Raw genomic sequence first — 18,747 nt, 5'->3', positions numbered from 1 at the left:
ACTGGGTAAAAAAAGAAGCCCTTTTAAAAACAAGAGAGGATGAGAGACAATTACGAACATGCGACTTTCCTACACAAGTGAAATGGAAAAAGGATTACAACAAAGACATGGTGTGAGCTACGCCGAATATGAAAGCAGCTTAGACAAACGCTTGCAAATCGAACGAGAGCGAACAAAAGAGCATGATGCGTGTAATCAGCTTGTTCAGTCGATCCAGTCACACACAAGTTCATAATCATAACTCGAATTTAAAGAGCCTTATGCTTCTGCGTAAGGCTCTGTTTTAAATGAGGTTGATTTTTCTAACTCGGTCTTCTTGAAGTATAGGAGTATTTGTTATAAAATTAGAATGAGAATAGATTGATAATCATTAAAAAAAGCATGCAAGTCTGTTTGAACAAGCAGGCTTGCTTAATTCATGGAGGGAATACACATGTCTGTACCTAACTTAAAGATTGAGAATTTACACGTCTCTATTGACGATAAGGAAATCTTAAAGGATTTTAATTTAGAAATAAACGGTGGAGAAATTCACGCCATTATGGGGCCAAACGGAACAGGTAAATCAACACTTGCTTCTGCTATTATGGGTCACCCTAAATACGAAATTACGAGCGGATCTGTCACAATGGACGGTGAAGACGTCCTTGAAATGGAAGTGGACGAGCGTGCTCGTGCGGGAATGTTTTTAGCCATGCAATACCCAAGTGAAATTAGTGGGATTACGAATGCAGACTTCATGCGTTCAGCGATTAATGCAAACCGTGAAGAAGGCAACGAATTATCTCTTATGAAATTCATTCGTAAAATGGATGAAAAAATGGATGTTCTTGATATGGATCAATCGTTTGCGCAACGTTATTTAAATGAAGGTTTCTCAGGCGGTGAGAAAAAGCGTAATGAAATCCTGCAATTGCTTATGTTAGAACCACGTATCGCGATCTTGGATGAAATTGATTCTGGTTTAGATATTGATGCATTAAAAGTTGTATCTGAAGGTGTAAACCAAATGCGTGGCGAAAACTTTGGATGCTTAATTATTACTCACTATCAACGTTTGCTTGACTATATTACACCAGATAAAGTACACGTTATGATGCAAGGTCGTATCGTGAAATCTGGGGGAGCAGAGCTTGCTGAGCGTCTTGAAGCAGAAGGATATGACTGGATTAAAGAAGAGCTTGGAATTGAAGATGAGCGAGTGGACGCTGGTCAAGAAGCGTAATTCAGTGACAAAACTGCTTTTAACGATAAAACAGCAAAGGATGGTATTATATGTCAGTTGAGACAAATCCAATAATTGGAGCGGAAGACGTTATAAAGCGCTCTGAATTAAATAATGAACCAAAATGGGTCAGTGACCTACGTATAGCGGCTCTTGAAAAAGTTGAGGCATTGGAGCTGCCTAAACCAGATAAAACGAAAATCCATAATTGGGATTTTGTTAACTTCACGCAAGACTTAGGACAATCGAAAGTTGTCACTGCTGTAGATGAACTATCAGCAGAAATCCGTGAATATCTTGATGAAGAAGCAACTGGGAACAGTTTAATTGTTCAGGATAATGCATCAACGGTGTATCAGACAAGTGCACCAGAATTAAGTGAAAAAGGTGTTATCTTTAAAGATCTTGCAACAGCATTTGTTGAAAATGGGGACCTTGTTAAAAAGTATCTTTTCTCTGAGGCAGTTGGACAAGATGAGAACAAATTAACGGCGATGAATGCAGCATTAATGACTGGTGGCGTATTCATCTATGTACCAAAAAATGTACACGTTGAAGTACCGCTACAAGCACTTTATGCATCATCAAAAGAAAATGGTGGGCTTTTTAACCACGTACTTCTTGTTGCTGAAGACAATAGCTCTGTTACTTATGTTGAGAACTATGCAGCATATGGAGAGGGAATCAAAGTAGCAAACGTAGTCGCTGAAGTATATGTAGGCGCTGGTGCCCGCGTTTCTTTCGGTGGGGTTGATACCCTTGCGACAGGTACGACAACATATGTTGTTCGTCGTGGTCATGTAGAACGGGATGGTCGTATTGAATGGGCACTTGGTCAAATGAACGATGGCGATACAGTTGCTGACAACACCACGTATTTAGTTGGCGACGGATCATTTGCGGATGCAAAGCTTGTAACAATTGGTACAGGTCAGCAGAAACAAAACTTCACAACGCTTATTAAACATTACGGTAAACATTCTGAAGGATACATTCTAAAGCATGGTGTTATGACTGGTCGTGCTCTTGGTATTTTTAATGGTATTTCTAAAATCGAAAAAGCAGCGACGAAGTCTCACGGTGAGCAAACAGAGCGTGTGTTAATGCTAGGCGAACGTGCACGTGGTGATGCAAACCCAATTCTTCTTATTGATGAAGATGATGTAACAGCTGGTCACGCAGCTTCAGTTGGTCGAATTGATCCTCTGCAAATGTTCTATCTAATGAGTCGCGGTATTTCTCGTATTGAAGCAGAGCGTCTTGTTATCCACGGTTTCTTAGAGCCAGTTGTTTCTCAGTTACCAGTGGAATCTGTTCGTAAACAAATGCGTTCTGTTATCGAGAGAAAGGCACAGCGATGAACGCAAAGGAGATAAAGAAGCTTTTTCCAATCCTTGATCAGCATGTGAATGGAAATCCGCTCGTCTATCTCGATAGTGCGGCTACATCACAGAAGCCGATTCAAGTTATAGAAAAGTTAGATGACTATTACCGTCGCTACAACTCGAATGTTCACCGAGGTGTTCATACACTAGGGACGATGGCAACAGACGAATATGAGGGCGCTCGTGATAAAGTACGAGCCTTCCTCAACGCGAACGAAACGGCAGAAGTCATTTTTACAAGAGGCACAACAACAGCACTGAACTTAGTTGCACAAAGCTATGGTGATGAAAACGTTCGAGAAGGGGACGAAATTGTCATTACGCCAATGGAGCACCACTCAAACATTATTCCATGGCAACAATTAGCCAAGCGAACAGGTGCAATATTGAAATACATTCCGCTTCAACATGACGGCACAATTGCCTTAGCGGATGTTGAAGATGTTGTTACAGAAAAAACAAAAATCGTCTCGGTTATGCACGTATCAAATGTGTTAGGAACGGTAAACCCTATAAAGGAGATTGCAACGATTGCCCACAAGAACGGTGCTATTATGGTCGTTGATGGCGCACAAAGTGCACCGCATATTAAAGTGGATGTACAAGACTTAAATTGCGACTTCTTCGCTTTCTCCGGTCACAAATTAGGTGGTCCTACGGGTATCGGTGCTTTATATGGTAAAAAGGCCTTACTAGAAAACATGGAGCCGATTGAATTTGGCGGTGAAATGATTGATTTTGTAGGCTTACAAGAATCCACATGGAAAGAGCTTCCTTGGAAATTTGAAGGCGGAACTCCTATTATTGCTGGAGCGATTGGTATGGGTGCAGCCATTGATTTTATTACGGATATAGGTTTTAATGAAATTGAACAGCATGAAAAAGAACTAGTTGATTATTCGTTTGAGCGGTTAAAGGATCTTCCAGATTTAACGATTTTTGGACCTCGTGACCGTGCTGGTGTGATTACATTCCAGCTTGGTGACGTACACCCCCATGACGTGGCAACGGTATTAGATGCACAAGGTATTGCTGTTCGTGCTGGTCATCACTGTGCACAGCCACTAATGAAATGGTTAAATGTTGTTGCGACAGCGAGAGCAAGTTATTATGTTTATAACACAAAAGAAGATATTGACGCTCTGGTAAACGGTTTAGTCAAGGCAAAGGAGTACTTTAGCGATGTCTTCTCGTGATTTAGATACACTGTATCGCCAAGTGATCATGGATCACTACAAAAACCCACGAAATCGTGGTGAACTTGACGGTGATTCACTAACAGTCAACTTGAACAACCCTACGTGTGGCGACCGTGTTCAAGTACAAATGAAAGTCAAAAATGGTAAGGTTTCAGAAGCGGTTTTTACTGGTGAAGGCTGTTCCATTAGTCTTGCTTCAGCTTCCATGATGACGCAAGCTATTAAAGGACTACCAGTTGAACAAGCATTAACATTATCACAAATTTTTTCAGATATGATGCAAGGAAAAGACTATGATGAAGACATGTTTGATTTAGGAGACATTGAGGCTTTATCTGGTGTAACGAAATTTCCGGCACGTATCAAATGTGCCACCTTAGCCTGGAAAGCACTTGAACAAGGCTTGAACGATAAACCATCATCATAACTAATAGGAGGGATTCCGAATGGCTAAAAAAATGCCTGATATCGGTGAATACAAATACGGGTTTTCGGATCGTGACGTATCCATTTTCCGTTCTGGACGTGGATTAACAAAAGAGATCGTTGAAGAAATCTCGCGTATGAAAAGCGAACCTAAATGGATGCTAGACTTCCGTTTAAAATCTCTTGAACAATTTTATAAAATGCCAATGCCTCAATGGGGTGGCGACCTTTCGGAACTAAACTTTGATGACATTACGTATTACGTTAAAGCATCAGATAAAACAGAGCGTTCTTGGGATGAAGTACCGGAAGAAATTAAAAACACGTTTGATAAGCTTGGTATTCCTGAAGCAGAGCAAAAGTATCTAGCAGGTGTGTCGGCTCAGTATGAATCTGAAGTTGTTTATCACAACATGCAGGAAGATCTAGAAAAGTTGGGCGTTGTTTTTAAAGATACAGATTCTGCATTAAAAGAAAACGAAGACATCTTTAGAGAACATTTTGCTTCTGTTATTCCTGCTGCTGATAACAAGTTCTCTGCACTAAATTCAGCTGTATGGTCTGGTGGTTCATTTATCTATGTCCCTAAAGGTGTAAAAGTTGAAACGCCACTTCAAGCGTATTTCCGAATTAACTCAGAGAATATGGGGCAGTTTGAGCGTACGTTAATTATTGCCGATGAAGACAGCTCTGTTCATTACGTTGAGGGTTGTACAGCACCTGTTTATACAACAAACTCACTTCACAGTGCAGTGGTTGAAATCATTGTAAAGGATAACGCATATTGCCGTTATACAACGATTCAAAACTGGGCGCCAAACGTATTTAATCTTGTAACAAAGCGTGCGGTTGCTGACAAAGGTGCAACAATGGAATGGGTAGATGGAAACATCGGTTCTAAATTAACGATGAAATACCCAGCTGTTATTATGCGTGGAGAAGGCGCGAAAGGTACAGTTCTTTCCATTGCGATTGCAGGAAAAGGCCAACATCAAGATGCTGGTGCAAAAGTAACGCATCTTGCGCCAAATTGTTCGTCTACCATTGTATCGAAATCCATTTCAAAACAAGGTGGTAAAGTAACGTACCGTGGAATTTGTCACTTTGGACGTAAATCAGATGGATCAAAATCTAAGATTGAGTGTGATACGCTCATCATGGATAATGAGTCCACTTCTGATACAATCCCGTACAATGAGATTTTGAACAATAACATCACTCTTGAACATGAAGCAACGGTATCAAAAGTGTCTGAGGATCAATTGTTCTATCTTATGAGCCGTGGTCTTGGTGAAGAAGAAGCGACAGAAATGATCGTTATGGGCTTCATTGAACCATTCACAAAAGAACTTCCAATGGAATATGCCGTTGAAATGAACCGTCTTATCAAGTTTGAGATGGAAGGCTCAATCGGGTAATCTAGACCCTTTTGATAGAAAGAGAAGAGCGAATGCCGTTCTTCTCTTTTTTATGGGAAAAGACAATTGATGAGCTTTTGCAATTAACTGGTTTGTTTTAAGTAGACGAGAGAATCGCATTTCTCTCTTTTTTACGTTAAAATAGAAAAAAACATCTCTGGAGGAACAGAATGTGATATACATTGGTTTAACCGGGTGGGGCGACCATTATTCATTATATGAAGGGGTTAAGTCTCATCAGAAATTAGAGACGTATGCTGGTTATTTTCCTATTGTGGAACTAGATTCTAGCTTTTATGCTGTGCAATCGAGAGCATCAATGGAGAAATGGATTCGGGAAACACCCAATTCGTTTAAATTTATTGTGAAAGCTTATCAAGACATTACGGGGCACCAGCGCGGTGAATCGCCTTTTTCATCTAGAGATCAAATGTATGAAGCGTTTAAAGATTCGTTAGAGCCACTAATACAGGCAAATAAATTAGCAATGGTTTTATGTCAATTTCCACCGTGGTTTGATGTAACGACAAAACATGTTCATGCGCTACGGTTTGTTCGTGAAAAGCTTAGAGATTTTCCGACAGCCCTCGAGTTTCGTCATCAATCATGGTTTGATGCTCCATATAAAGAGAAAACGTTACAGTATATGCGAGAAGATGATTGGATACATAGTATTTGTGATGAACCTCAAGCTGGCCCGGGCTCGATTCCTACAATTTTAGAACCGACGACAAAAGAAAAAACGCTTGTGCGATTCCATGGTCGCAATCGTCACGGTTGGAATGGTCCTCGTAACGGAGAGAACTGGCGTGATGTTCGTTATCTCTACGATTACAATCAGCAAGAATTAAAGGAATGGGAAGAAAACTTGCAACGCTTGTCGCAAAAAGTGGATGATGTGTTTGTTGTATTCAATAACAATTCTGGCGGTCATGCGGCAGGCAATGCCCGGTCGCTTATCCAAAATATGAATATCGCATACAAAGACTTAGCATCGCGACAACTTGATTTATTTTAAAAGCTAGGAGAATGACTTGTGTTTATTATCCTTTTTCTTATTGTAGGATTTATAGCAGGTGCTTTTGGAAGTCTGCTCGGTCTTGGTGGCGGCGTTATTGTCGTTCCTGCATTGCTACTATTACCATTAGTGTTAGTAGATGTACCAATACTATCGTCTCAGGCGGCTGCGGGAACGTCCCTCGCTACAATGATTGTTACTGGCATTTCTTCTGTGATCGCTTATGGGAAACAGCATACAATTGATGTGAAAAGCGGGTTTATCTTTCTCATTGGTATAGCACCTGGAGCGATACTAGGAACTTTTGTAAGTCGACTCCTACCCACTGATGCATTTCTTATTTATTTCGGCTTTTTTATGCTGCTTATTGCGTTAAGCTTGTTTTTTAGACCTCAACAGCATAAAGAAAAAAAGGTAGAGAAAGCATACTGGCGAACAGGTATTGATGACACTGGAAAGCCGTATGCTTATGGATTTTCTTACCCTACTGCCATTCTTATTAGCGTTGTGGTCGGTTTCTTATCGAGTTTATTTGGTGTTGGTGGTGGGGCAATTATGGTGCCTGTGATGATGCTTTTATTCGGTTTTCCGATAAAGATTGCGACTGCCACTGCCATGTTGCTTGTCTTATTCTCAGCAATTGTTGGTACTGGTGCCTACGCAGTGAGTGGACATGTTGAGTGGTTACTCGTTCTTGCCCTTATTCCAGGCGCTTATTTCGGAGCAAAGTGTGGCGCTTGGCTAAATCGCCGTTTACAATCAACTGTACTAATGATTGTGATGAGAATTGTCTTTATTGCTCTTGCCATTCAACTAATCATTCAAGGCATCATGTAAACCAGCTTGCTTCAAGGAGGAAACCATCATTACAACGACTATATCCATTTATCATACGAATGACATTCACAGTGGTTTTAACCATTGGGCGAATATTGTTGGTCATATAAAAAATAGCCAAAAAGAGCACGTTCGCTACGTTGATTTAGGAGATCATGCGGATCGAGCAAATCCAATGACAGAAGCAACTGGGGGCATCGGAAACATTCAATTACTAAATGAAGCGAATGTAGACTTTGCGACCATTGGGAATAATGAAGGGGTTACGTTCTCGCAAAAAATGTTAGATGACATGTATAGTGAAGCGGACTTTAACGTTATTGTTGCAAACTTGATTGACCGAAAAACTGGTTTGCGCCCGAGCTGGGCAGTTCCACACCATATCGATACCATTGCAGGGTTACAAATAGCTTATATTGGCTACACATCTGCCATGACGCATTTTTATGAACAACTTGGTTGGGATGTATCATATACCATTGAAGGAATCCAAGCACATGTAGACCAATTAAAAGAAAAAGTAGACGCAGTGATCCTTCTATCTCATTTAGGACTCCCTAAAGACGAACAGATTGCGAATGAGGTGGAAGGAATTACCGCCATTATTGGCGCACACACCCATCATAGTTTACAAGATGGATTAAAAGTAAAAGATACATGGATAACCCAAGCAGGAAAGCATGGGAATGTGTTTGGAGAGCTAACGTTAGTATTTGAAAATAAGGATGTCATAAGCGTTCAACCCACTTTAATTGATCCTACCAATCGTATAGAAGACAAAGGAAGTAAACAGCTATTAGAATCATTAAATTTAGAAGCTAAGGAGGCACTATCACAACCAATTGTTTCGCTTGTTAAACCTTTTGATGTAAAATGGTTTGAGCCATCGGTTGCAACACAGGCATTATGTGATGCATTAACAGAGTGGTGCGACGAAGAAATTGGAATGATGAATGCCGGTGTACTAATGGAGAGTTTGCCAAAAGGCGATGTGACGTATGGGGATGTTCACCGTATTTGCCCCCATCCCATTAACCCATGTATTGTTGAGTTAACAGGGAAGCAGCTAATTGAGACGATACGTCGTGCACAGACAGATGATATTGTGAAATTAGAGTTAAAAGGCTTTGGATTTCGTGGCAAAGTATTAGGTTTAATGCTGTTTACTGGAATTACGATTACAACAACAGGGATTCTTGTAAACGAAAAACCCATTATTGAAACGAAGCTTTACCGTTTAGCTACACTGGATATGTACACGTTTGGTTTTTTGTTTCCTCATATTGCCAATGCAGAAAGGAAGCATTATTTACTACCCGAGTTTTTACGTGATATCCTGGCAAAATTATTGCAGACAGGAACAAACAAGCTTACTTTTTCATAATGTGTGAAGAAATGAGATGAAAAAGGAGCGATTGTTCCATGATTAATGTTGATCCAATTAGCATTGAAGGGGAAACGTTTTTGGCGATCACCGTTAAATTGCCAAAAACCAACTTTATGGCTGTAACATGTGATGCTGGTTATATTATGTGCGGAGCATTGGATGTTGCGCTGTTAAATGAAAAACTAAAAGAACGTGGCATTCTTGCTGCTAGAGCGGTAGGTGTCCGTACAATTGATCAATTGTTAGATGCGCCCCTTGAATCGGTCACGTTTAAATGCGAAGAATTAGGCATAACAAAAGGGACAATTGGTAAAGAAGCACTTCTAAAAATGAAACAAGCAGAGTGAAGGGATGAAGCAAACAATGAAGCAGTATTTACAGTTATGCGAGCATGTGCTAACACACGGCTCGCAAAAATCAGATCGGACAGGCACTGGAACAATTAGTACGTTTGGATATCAAATGAGATTTAATTTAAAAGAGGGTTTTCCAGTTGTAACAACGAAAAAAGTGCATCTGCGCTCCATTATCCATGAGCTCCTGTGGTTTTTACAAGGTGATACGAATATAAAGTATTTACAAGATAATGGTGTGCGCATTTGGAATGAATGGGCAGATGAAACCGGCGATTTAGGCCCTGTTTATGGAAAGCAATGGCGTTCGTGGGAAGGAGCAAACGGAAAGACAGTTGATCAAATAATAGAAGTGGTGGAACAAATAAAAACAAATCCTGATTCACGACGCCTCATTGTAAATGCATGGAACGTTGCAGAAATAGATGATATGGCACTGGCGCCTTGCCATTGTCTCTTCCAATTTTATGTTCAAGATGGGAAACTTTCCTGCCAGCTTTATCAGCGGAGCGCCGACATCTTTTTAGGAGTTCCATTTAATATTGCCTCTTACGCGTTGTTAACAATGATGATTGCCCAAGTATGTGATTTAGAGCCAGGTGAATTTGTTCATACATTTGGTGATGCACACCTTTACTCAAATCATATTGAACAAGCAAAACTACAACTTTCAAGAGAGCCACATCCATTGCCAACGATGAAATTAAACCCAGAAGTAAACGATATCTTCTCGTTTACATTTGATGATTTCGAACTTGTTGGCTATGAAGCTCATCCGCATATAAAAGCAGAGGTGTCTGTATGATTACATTCGTATATGCACGTGATCAGGCGTATGGTATTGGAAAGAACAATGACATGCCTTGGCATCTTCCGGCTGATTTAAAGCATTTTAAACAAACGACAACGGGAAAGACGATTGTGATGGGAAGGAAAACATTTGATTCCATGAATGGACCGTTGCCGAATCGTCGCAACATCGTGTTAACGAGAAATCGATCGTTTACTGCAGCAGATACAGACGTTGTGTATTCTGTGGATGACGTATTAGCGCTCAGTAAAGAACAAGAGATCTTTGTCATCGGTGGTACAGAAATCTTTAACTTGTTTTGGAATCATTGTGATAAACAAATTGTGACCGTTATTGAAGACACTTTTGATGCAGATACGTTTGTGCCTGCATTGAAGGATGACGAGTGGGAGCTCGTTGAAGCTGTCGCTGGTACAATGGACGAAAAAAACCGCTATCCCCATGAATACCGTACGTACGTAAGAAAGACTTAAATTTTTAGTTCGAAGCCTAGTCCCTCTTGCATAGGAATCAATAAGAGGGGGTGAGCTAATTTTGCGTAAACGTTACCGATTTCAACCAATTAAAGGCTCAAAGCAATCACAAGCTCCGTTACCTTTTCGCTATGTACTTCTATTATCATTCGTCTTGTTTGCGATCCTTTCCATACAAGGTCTGTGGTTTGTAGACTCTCAATTAAGACCGATAATATCCCAAATCGCTCAAAGAGAGATGGAGCGAGTTGCTACGTATACGATCGAACAAGCGATGGCAGAAGAGTTATCTCAAATGGACATGAGTGAGATTTTTATTAAAGAAACGAATAATGATGGACTTGTCGTTTTTCTTGATGTCAATACTCAAAAATATAATGAGCTAATGGGGAGAGTACAAACGCGTGTTCATGAAGTCATTAATCATGTACAGCGTGGAGAAGTGAATAGTTATGGCGATGATAACCCGATCGTTGCGACCATTCCTCTAGGTAGAGCACTAAATAATGCGCTTTTAACCGACGTAGGACCGGGTATTCCAATCCGGTTTGCATTAATGGGCGATGCAAAAGTGCAAATGCGGGACGAAGCAGAAACCCTTGGGATTAACAACACGCGTTTATCATTCTATGTCAACATCGACGTCAATATGGATGTGATCTTGCCATTCTCAGAGATATCAGAGACGATTTCGGTTGAACTACCAGCTGGTTTTGCTTATGTAGCTGGACCAGTGCCTCAATTCTATGGTGGTCAGGGTGGTTTTGGTTATCCAGTTATTGGAGAAGAAGAAATAAAGCAGGATTAGTAAAAATGTCGTAATTTGTCATTGTTTGTTAAAGAATCGTGTGGTAAGATAGAGTACGAATTGAATAGAACACCTCATCTGCTTGATGGGGTAGAGGCGCAAAAAAAATCAGTACACATTAGGAGCTAGAACAGCAATGAGCGGTGTGGAAAGGTTTTTTTGCCGAAGCGAAAAGAAATGTTCAGTTCTTTTTAGCTGGGTCGTCATTGAATAAATGACGGACTGTCACAGGAAACTGTGGAGGACTACTATGGATGGGACTGTTAATTGTTTGAGACAATAATGGATGTATGCCATGATTGTCTTTTTTTATTGAATACAGTCTCTTAAGGAGAGATAAATGATGGAACATATTGGTTGGTTATCACTTGTCCCGCCAGTTGTGGCGTTAACATTAGTGATTATAACAAGGAAGGTATTTATATCCTTAGGGATTGCCATCTTATTGGGTGCTTTTATTGCATATGATGGCTTGATGCAAGCAATCGCGGGTATTTTTCAAACGGTTATTTCTTTCTTTGTTTCATTTGAAACACTCGATCAACCAAGCTTTGCTGGGGTTGTTGAATCGATGACAGAAAACGGCATATCCATTAATGATTGGGAATTGTATATTATGTTGTTCCTCGTCTTTTTAGGAATTGTTGCAAGTCTAATTACCTTTTCAGGTGGTGGACAAGCTTTTAGCCACTGGGCAGAAAAGCGAATTACAACGAGAAAGGGTTCGCTGTTTCTCCCATTTGTTTTAGGTCTTGTTATTTTTATTGACGACTATTTTAATGCGTTAACAGTAGGAAACACGAGTCGACCTTTAACCGATCGTTACCGTGTTTCTCGGGCGAAGCTGTCTTATATTGTTGATTCCACTTCTGCTCCCATTTGTGTCATTGCGCCAATGTCTAGTTGGGGTGCATATATTATCGGCATTTTTGCTTCTATTTTTGCGGCGAATCAAATTATTGAATTTAGTCCTTTACAAGCTTTTATTTACACAATTCCTATTAATTTTTATGCGTTGATTGCTCTTATTTTTATCGTACTAGTCATTGTCTTTAATATTGATGTAGGTGCAATGAAACAACATGAAGACCGAGCAAAAAAAGAGAATCAGTTAACAGATCCTGCTAAAGGTGAGGTGCCTGGCAGCTTATCAGAAGATTTAACAATGGCTCACGGACGTGTCTCTCAATTGTTTATTCCTATTTTAGTGCTCGTAGTTGCAACAGTTGGAATGATGCTTTATACAGGAGCACAAGGGGCTAGTAATGATGGTGTAGATGTTACTGTTTTAACGGTTATGGAGTATACGGATATTGGACTATCTTTACTTATTGGAAGCGCCATTGGATTAGTCGTAACAATGGGAATGACGCTTATGGCGCGACCGAATAAGAGTGATTTCGGTAAAGCTGTAATGGCTGGCATTCAATCAATGCTACCTGCAATTGGCATTTTAGTGCTTGCTTGGACAACCATCGAGATGATTGGTTTATTAGGTACAGGCAATTATCTAGCTTCCTTAATTGACCAATCAATTCATCCAGGATTTTTACCTGTTTTACTATTCTTAGTTGCTGCCTTTTCAGGATTAGCCACAGGTACTTCATGGGGAACATTTGGAATGCTACTTCCCATTGCAGCTCAAATTGCGGTTGTTGTGGAGCCTACGATGCTGATCCCTATGCTTGCGGCAGTATTAGCTGGTTCTATTTTTGGAGATCATATTTCGCCTATTTCGGACACGACAATTCTGTCAGCGGCAGGTTCAGGTGCCCATCATATGGATCATGTGATCACTCAGCTGCCTTATGCCATTCTTACAGCTGTTCTTGCAACGATTGCTTTCTTTATTCTTGGTTTTCTTGGAGCAGTTATTGCCTGGATCGTAGTCGGTATATTGCTTACTATTACTGTCTTTATACTACAACGTGTAAGCAAAAAAGAAACTGCGGCCTCATAATAAAAGCAAAGCGCATGTTGCGCTTTGCTTTTATTTTTTGGCTTGTTTAGCCGCTCGCTCCCATTGTTTTAATGATGGGAACGGATCAAACGACCATTCAGTAATGCCATTATCTCGATACATGCCATAATGCAAGTGTGGTGGAAATTTTCCTTGTGTACCAGGTTTTCCATAACCGGATGAACCGCAATAACCGATTAGTTGACCAGCCTCTATGATGGTTCCTTTTTCGATTCCTTTTTCGAATCCACTTAGATGAGCGTAGTAATGATAAATATTATCTAAATCGCGAATTCCGACACGCCAACCCCCATAAGGGTTCCAGCCAATTGTTTCAACAATGCCATAAGATGAAGATTGAATGGGAACTTGGTAATTAGCAAAGATGTCTGTTCCTTCATGGATGCGTCTACCACCCCAACCTCTTCTATCTCCCCAAGTACTTCGATAACTATAATTGTGATGGAGAGGCATAACGAACGCATGTTTATGAAGGTCTAACGTTTGATAATGCTGATATACTTTTGCATGACCAGCTACAATATTAACGCTCTGTTCCCGTTGATAAAAATGCCATAATGCTATGCGGAAATCTTCTTCAGTTAAACCGTAGGATTCTAAATAACGAGCAAGTGTATATAGAACATCTTCATCGTCTGTTAAAAGTGCCTTTCCATCTCCGTTTCCATCTAAACCGATGCCTTCAAATAGGCTTATTGTGTCTGGGCTTTCGTCATCTTGATTAGGGTTTAAAGGACCAACCCAATCTTCTTTTGCATAATAAATGGAAATAAAGCCGTCTGCATCTGCTCGGTCTCGCCTCGCTTTTCGTAAACCTCGTTCATATGAGTCAACTGCAGCTAAATAATACCAAGGTACATTTGTAATGGTTTCCATTTTATGATATAACGCTTCACGTTCTGTGTATGGATTGACGGTCTCTTCCGCATGTGCATTTGAACATATTGTATGAAAACAAAAGATAAATACGAGTATTATACTTATTGTAGATCGGAACGTAGCCATTTGTATCCTCCTTCGTAGGCTTTTGCTTAGTTTCCTACTGTCGAAGAAAAAAAATTACAACAAAAACTTGCCATTTTGTGTAGAAATTTTGCTAATCGCCATTGGTCAATGATGGAAAAGCATGTTACGATTAATTAGAAAAAAAGAATTTTCCCAAAGAAGGGACGTTTTTGAATGGCAGAGAAAAATGATACACATGTTCGTAAACCAGATTGGTTAAAAATTAAACTCAATACTAATGAATCGTATACAGGATTAAAAAAGATGATGCGAGAAAAAAAGCTACATACGGTTTGTGAAGAAGCGCGTTGTCCTAACATTCATGAGTGTTGGGCTGTACGAAAAACAGCGACATTCATGATATTAGGAGATATCTGCACACGAGGTTGCCGTTTTTGTGCTGTTAAAACGGGTTTACCGACAGAATTAGATCTTGAAGAGCCGGAACGTGTAGCAGATTCAGTGGAAACGATGGGCCTTAAACATGTTGTTATCACTGCAGTTGCTCGTGATGATCTAAAGGATGGTGGGGCTTTTGTATTTGCAGAGACTGTACGTGCGATTCGTCGCAAAAATCCATTCTGCACAATAGAAGTATTACCGTCGGATATGCTTGGAAATGAACAAAGTTTACAAACGTTAATGGACGCTAGACCGAACATTATGAATCACAATATTGAAACGGTTCGCCGTCTAACGCCAAAAGTACGTGCGCGAGCAAAATATGATCGCACATTAGAATTTTTAAGTCGAGCAAAAGCGATGCATGCAGATATCCCAACGAAGTCAAGCCTTATGATCGGTCTTGGTGAAACAAAAGAAGAAATTATTGAAACGATGGATGATTTGCGTGCAAATGATGTTGATATTTTAACAATTGGTCAATATTTGCAACCAACTAAAAAACACCTTAAAGTAATAAAGTATTACCATCCTGATGAGTTTGCTGAACTAAAAGAAATTGCGTTAAGTAAGGGATTTAGTCATTGTGAAGCTGGTCCACTAGTGCGTTCTTCTTATCATGCCGATGAGCAAGTAAACCAAGCGCAAGTTAACATGGAAGCAAAAAAAGTTCAAAATGAAACACATATTCACAATTAAATTGCTAAGAAAGAACCATGCGGAAAGCATGGTTCTTTCTTACTGTTGTTCCCGTAAGGCTTTTTGTTTGTCTCGCATAATATCCATATCTTCATCCATACCTAGATCAACATCACCTTGAGGGTCTTGCTTAAGTTCTTCAATGGTATCTTCTAATAAAGAAGCATAATCAGCATTTCCGGCAGTCATATTCTGATATCGTTCAATATCCTTTATATGCGAAGGATCATTAGACACATACACATCGTAAAAGCTAGGAACGACTGACAGCGCAGTACGTTTCACCTGATCCGCAACCATGTTATCTTTTTCGTTATCCTGCTGATCATAAACGGCAAGCACGTATTTATCAGTAACAAGGACGGCTGCTTCCTCAATGGCAGGATTGTCAACAATCATTCGTGAGATGCCTTCCGCTAACATATCACGGTTCACGACTAAAGCGCCTGCTTGGTCGTTATTATGCTGCATCTCCTCGTAAGTGTGGCGAGAAAAACCGTAGCCACGTTCCATTAGATTTGAATCATATTCTGTCCCACGTGCGGTTTGCTGTGCTTCATTTGTTTGATACATTCCTTGTTGTGACGTTTGATTACATGCTGTTAACATACTGACGGCAACAAGTAGCGTCATGACAATCCTCATGATCATCCCCCATTTTATAAATAGTCTTGCTCTTTTACTATTCCACATGGGTCATTAAACTAGTGGTAACAAATAATGGGTTGAGAAAGAGGAAAGACTACAGAGAAATGTGAGCAAATATGTTAAACTAAGGCTAGAACTTTTTGAAGAAGTGAATTGAGGTGGTTTCGATGTTAACCATTTGTGGCCAACATTATGAAGTTGTTCAAGACGAAAAAGAAGGCTGGGACGAAGAAGCTTTTAAAGCACGTTACAGCGATGTCTTAACAAAATACGATTACATTGTCGGTGATTGGGGTTACAATCAACTTCGTCTTCGTGGTTTTTTCGAAGACAAAAATAAAAAATCAACGTTTGATAAAAAAATAAGTACGCTACCTGATTATTTGTATGAATACTGTAATTTTGGCTGTGCCTATTTTGTTGTGAAACGAGTTAATAATTAAGAAAAAAGCTCATCGACTAAGCCGACAAGCTATATAGGTTACTCATCATGAGTTGGGTGGTGGCTTGGATACTTTCGTGGCTGATGAGCGTGTTGATCTTTGTCATTATAATTAAAAGCACTATATTCTCGCTGATCCTTTTCCCACGGTGTTGATTTATTTTCAACTGGAGTATCTTTATGAATGGGTGAACCATAAGGCCCTTCAGGAGTTGCTTCTGGAACAATATATTGATGAGAAGCTTCTACATTTTTGAAGTCATGGTAGTCGTCTTTTTTTGCCATTCGATCTCCTCCTTTAAGAACATTATGCCCAGAAGCGAGAGAAAACATAAAACGATCAGGAGGAATGATTGTGTATTTTGTTGACAGAAAACGGATTGAACAAGTTCTTACATACATGGAAGAGGTAACGCAATATATAGAGTCTGAACCGTTACTAACGGATAAAAAAAGTGGACTTGCTCTTGAGCGTGCCGTAGCCGTTTTAATTGAATCCATCATTGATGTAGGGAATCAGCTCATAGATGGCTTTATTATGCGTGATCCTGGAGGGTACGAAGATATTATTGATATCCTCGAGGATGAAACCGTTATTACTGGCCAAGAGTGTGTTGAATTGAAAAGAATCATCCAGTTACGAAAAACACTTGCGTACGAATACACGACAATTGATCATCATCAGCTTTATCAAACGGTAACTGAGCAGCTAAAAGGGGTAAAGCATTTTCCACAAGCTGTCCGAGTGTATTTAAAAAATGAATTAGGCGTCATTACAGCCTTTCTTCCGGAGGAACAATAAAGATGTTCAACCAGTATGAAAGTTATTTGTTTGATTTAGATGGCACTGTTTACAATGGCGAAAAACCAATCGATAGCGCCATTTCGTTTATTACTAAACTGAATCAAAAGGGAATTCCGTATGGCTTTATTACAAATAATTCAACAAAAACACCAGAACAAGTAGCCGATAAGCTTCGCAAGTTTGGTCTTCATGTGGAAGCAAATCAAGTTGTAACATCTGCTTTAGCAACGGCTCTCTATGTAAAGAAAAATGTAAAAGAAGCCCGCGTGTTTATTATTGGAGAAATAGGGTTAGAAACGGCTTTTTCGTCATTTAATAAAGATGACATGAAGCCAGATGCCGTTATTATTGGCCTTGATCGACATATCACTTACGAGAAGATGAGTCAAGCCGCTCGATTAGTAAGAGAAGGAGCTCTTTTCATTGCCACAAATCCAGATCGCATGCTGCCGTCTGCAAATGGGCTTGTCTGTGGAAATGGCGCAATCGTTGCTGCCATTTCCTATGCTGCGCAGAAAGAGCCGATAACAATTGGAAAGCCAAATAAAGAAATTATTACATTGGCATTAGAGCAGCTCCAGTTTCAAAAAGATAAAACTATTTTAGTTGGCGACAATTATGAAACAGACATTATGACAGGTATTCATGCAGGTATGTCTACTTTGCACGTAAAGACAGGCGTGACCCTCGATTGTTCCAACTTTGAAAAACAACCAACTTTTTCAATTTCCTCATTAGATCGCTGGCAATTGGAAGAAGTTTAGTAAAGAAAAGACGATTTTCTCCACTAGATGGGAAATCGTCTTTTTTTCACTTATCGGGCGTATGTGAGGTTTGTTTTATTCTGTGTTGGCTTCTCGGTGAGCTAAACGGCTTGATGCTGCAGCGGCAATGGCACCAACAATGTCATCTAAAAACGTGTGACATAAAGGCGAATGCTTATTGTTTAACTTTTTAATAATGCCAGGTTTCATTTTATCCACGTAACCATAGTTAGTAAACCCAATTGACCCATAAACATTCACGATGGATAAAGCAATGATTTCATCAATTCCGTATAAACCTTCATCTCTTGCTAAAATGGATTGGAGTGGTTCATCCAGGAGCTTCTTCTCTGTTAATTTATCAAGTTGAATACCAGTGATAATCGCATTCTGAACTTCTCTTTTTGATAATACTCGATCAATATTTTCAATACATGCTTCCATTGTTAAAGAAGGGTGGTAATAGCTTTGTAACTCATAAACAAGTTCTGCGATTTCCTCTATTGAAACGCCACGTTCCACTAAAAGATCCCGCGCCGTTCTTTCGACAGAATCCATATGATCCCCCATCTCTCTTGCGTGAGTAAGTCGTTCCTTATAGTTTACGTTGTCATACACATTTTATGCGATTAGGTCATAGACTAGTAAAGACTACATAAGA

Annotated in this window: 22 protein-coding genes and 1 riboswitch; of the genes, 18 read left to right on the top strand and 4 right to left on the bottom strand. The window is 39.8% G+C overall.

Going from position 1 to position 18,747, the window contains the following annotated elements:
- Positions 1–58 precede the first annotated feature (58 nt).
- From E2L03_RS20225 to E2L03_RS04960, 14 genes are all read left to right on the top strand, one after another.
- Complete coding sequence (locus E2L03_RS20225) at positions 59–235, top strand: YuzK family famiily protein (protein ID WP_166740187.1); 177 nt, start codon at positions 59–61, stop codon at positions 233–235.
- Between the two features lie 198 nt (positions 236–433).
- Positions 434–1,225, top strand: coding sequence for a Fe-S cluster assembly ATPase SufC (sufC, locus tag E2L03_RS05020; RefSeq protein ID WP_038482479.1), 792 nt, complete (start codon positions 434–436; stop codon positions 1,223–1,225).
- A 50-nt stretch (positions 1,226–1,275) separates the two neighbouring features.
- Positions 1,276–2,586, top strand: a complete 1,311-nt coding sequence (gene sufD / locus E2L03_RS05015; RefSeq protein WP_038482475.1) for a Fe-S cluster assembly protein SufD — start codon at positions 1,276–1,278, stop codon at positions 2,584–2,586.
- Positions 2,583–3,806 (top strand): cysteine desulfurase, encoded by a 1,224-nt coding sequence (locus E2L03_RS05010; RefSeq protein ID WP_134258645.1) that lies wholly within the window; start codon positions 2,583–2,585, stop codon positions 3,804–3,806. Before sufD ends, E2L03_RS05010 begins: the two co-directional genes overlap by 4 nt.
- Positions 3,793–4,236 (top strand): Fe-S cluster assembly sulfur transfer protein SufU, encoded by a 444-nt coding sequence (gene sufU, locus E2L03_RS05005; RefSeq protein ID WP_038482469.1) that lies wholly within the window; start codon positions 3,793–3,795, stop codon positions 4,234–4,236. Before E2L03_RS05010 ends, sufU begins: the two co-directional genes overlap by 14 nt.
- A gap of 19 nt (positions 4,237–4,255) precedes the next feature.
- Positions 4,256–5,653, top strand: a complete 1,398-nt coding sequence (gene sufB / locus E2L03_RS05000; protein WP_035398621.1) for a Fe-S cluster assembly protein SufB — start codon at positions 4,256–4,258, stop codon at positions 5,651–5,653.
- A gap of 172 nt (positions 5,654–5,825) precedes the next feature.
- Positions 5,826–6,671: a DUF72 domain-containing protein gene (locus E2L03_RS04995; RefSeq protein ID WP_038482466.1), complete on the top strand. Its 846-nt coding sequence runs from the start codon at positions 5,826–5,828 to the stop codon at positions 6,669–6,671.
- 18 nt (positions 6,672–6,689) lie between these two features.
- The gene (locus tag E2L03_RS04990) at positions 6,690–7,508 is read left to right on the top strand and encodes a sulfite exporter TauE/SafE family protein (RefSeq protein ID WP_038482463.1); all 819 of its coding nucleotides are present in this window, start codon (positions 6,690–6,692) and stop codon (positions 7,506–7,508) included.
- A 25-nt stretch (positions 7,509–7,533) separates the two neighbouring features.
- Entirely contained in the window at positions 7,534–8,892 is a 1,359-nt protein-coding gene (locus tag E2L03_RS04985) for a bifunctional metallophosphatase/5'-nucleotidase (RefSeq protein WP_367613685.1), read from the top strand.
- A 38-nt stretch (positions 8,893–8,930) separates the two neighbouring features.
- Positions 8,931–9,242: a YunC family protein gene (locus E2L03_RS04980; protein ID WP_038482457.1), complete on the top strand. Its 312-nt coding sequence runs from the start codon at positions 8,931–8,933 to the stop codon at positions 9,240–9,242.
- A 16-nt stretch (positions 9,243–9,258) separates the two neighbouring features.
- On the top strand, positions 9,259–10,053 hold the full coding sequence (locus E2L03_RS04975) for a thymidylate synthase (RefSeq protein ID WP_134258726.1): 795 nt from the start codon (positions 9,259–9,261) through the stop codon (positions 10,051–10,053).
- The gene (locus E2L03_RS04970; protein WP_134258643.1) at positions 10,050–10,532 is read left to right on the top strand and encodes a dihydrofolate reductase; all 483 of its coding nucleotides are present in this window, start codon (positions 10,050–10,052) and stop codon (positions 10,530–10,532) included. Before E2L03_RS04975 ends, E2L03_RS04970 begins: the two co-directional genes overlap by 4 nt.
- 61 nt (positions 10,533–10,593) lie before the next feature.
- The gene (yunB, locus tag E2L03_RS04965; RefSeq protein WP_166740186.1) at positions 10,594–11,340 is read left to right on the top strand and encodes a sporulation protein YunB; all 747 of its coding nucleotides are present in this window, start codon (positions 10,594–10,596) and stop codon (positions 11,338–11,340) included.
- Positions 11,341–11,423: 83 nt separating this feature from the next.
- Positions 11,424–11,596, top strand: a riboswitch (Lysine riboswitch).
- A gap of 84 nt (positions 11,597–11,680) precedes the next feature.
- Complete coding sequence (locus E2L03_RS04960) at positions 11,681–13,300, top strand: Na+/H+ antiporter NhaC family protein (RefSeq protein WP_367613683.1); 1,620 nt, start codon at positions 11,681–11,683, stop codon at positions 13,298–13,300.
- 30 nt (positions 13,301–13,330) lie between these two features.
- Here E2L03_RS04960 and E2L03_RS04955 read toward each other — a convergent pair whose 3' ends face one another.
- Positions 13,331–14,326 carry a M23 family metallopeptidase gene (locus E2L03_RS04955; RefSeq protein WP_038482446.1) on the bottom strand — a complete coding sequence of 332 codons (996 nt, stop codon included), beginning with the start codon at positions 14,324–14,326 and terminating at the stop codon, positions 13,331–13,333.
- A gap of 174 nt (positions 14,327–14,500) precedes the next feature.
- On the opposite strand from E2L03_RS04955, the gene lipA reads away from it, so the two are divergent.
- A complete protein-coding gene (lipA, locus tag E2L03_RS04950; protein WP_038482443.1) occupies positions 14,501–15,427 on the top strand; it encodes a lipoyl synthase in 927 nt (308 codons plus the stop codon).
- Between the two features lie 39 nt (positions 15,428–15,466).
- Here the strand turns inward: lipA and E2L03_RS04945 are convergent, their stop codons facing one another.
- The gene (locus E2L03_RS04945; protein ID WP_055737488.1) at positions 15,467–16,072 is read right to left on the bottom strand and encodes a YhcN/YlaJ family sporulation lipoprotein; all 606 of its coding nucleotides are present in this window, start codon (positions 16,070–16,072) and stop codon (positions 15,467–15,469) included.
- Between the two features lie 170 nt (positions 16,073–16,242).
- Between E2L03_RS04945 and E2L03_RS04940 the strand changes: the two genes are divergently transcribed.
- Complete coding sequence (locus E2L03_RS04940) at positions 16,243–16,518, top strand: YutD family protein (protein WP_038482440.1); 276 nt, start codon at positions 16,243–16,245, stop codon at positions 16,516–16,518.
- A gap of 38 nt (positions 16,519–16,556) precedes the next feature.
- Here the strand turns inward: E2L03_RS04940 and E2L03_RS04935 are convergent, their stop codons facing one another.
- The gene (locus tag E2L03_RS04935) at positions 16,557–16,802 is read right to left on the bottom strand and encodes a hypothetical protein (RefSeq protein WP_038482437.1); all 246 of its coding nucleotides are present in this window, start codon (positions 16,800–16,802) and stop codon (positions 16,557–16,559) included.
- Positions 16,803–16,866: 64 nt separating this feature from the next.
- On the opposite strand from E2L03_RS04935, the gene E2L03_RS04930 reads away from it, so the two are divergent.
- Complete coding sequence (locus E2L03_RS04930) at positions 16,867–17,319, top strand: DUF86 domain-containing protein (protein WP_206698889.1); 453 nt, start codon at positions 16,867–16,869, stop codon at positions 17,317–17,319.
- A 2-nt stretch (positions 17,320–17,321) separates the two neighbouring features.
- Positions 17,322–18,086 carry a TIGR01457 family HAD-type hydrolase gene (locus E2L03_RS04925; protein WP_134258641.1) on the top strand — a complete coding sequence of 255 codons (765 nt, stop codon included), beginning with the start codon at positions 17,322–17,324 and terminating at the stop codon, positions 18,084–18,086.
- 75 nt (positions 18,087–18,161) lie between these two features.
- Here the strand turns inward: E2L03_RS04925 and E2L03_RS04920 are convergent, their stop codons facing one another.
- Positions 18,162–18,644: a phosphatidylglycerophosphatase A family protein gene (locus E2L03_RS04920; protein ID WP_095150575.1), complete on the bottom strand. Its 483-nt coding sequence runs from the start codon at positions 18,642–18,644 to the stop codon at positions 18,162–18,164.
- Between the last annotated feature and the right edge of the window lie 103 nt (positions 18,645–18,747).

It is taken from the genome of Shouchella oshimensis, from assembly GCF_004375095.1.
In the GTDB taxonomy this organism is placed as follows: domain Bacteria; phylum Bacillota; class Bacilli; order Bacillales; family Bacillaceae_D; genus Shouchella; species Shouchella oshimensis.
Note: the sequence above shows the minus strand (reverse complement) of the source record. Positions and strands in the feature narration are given on the sequence as shown.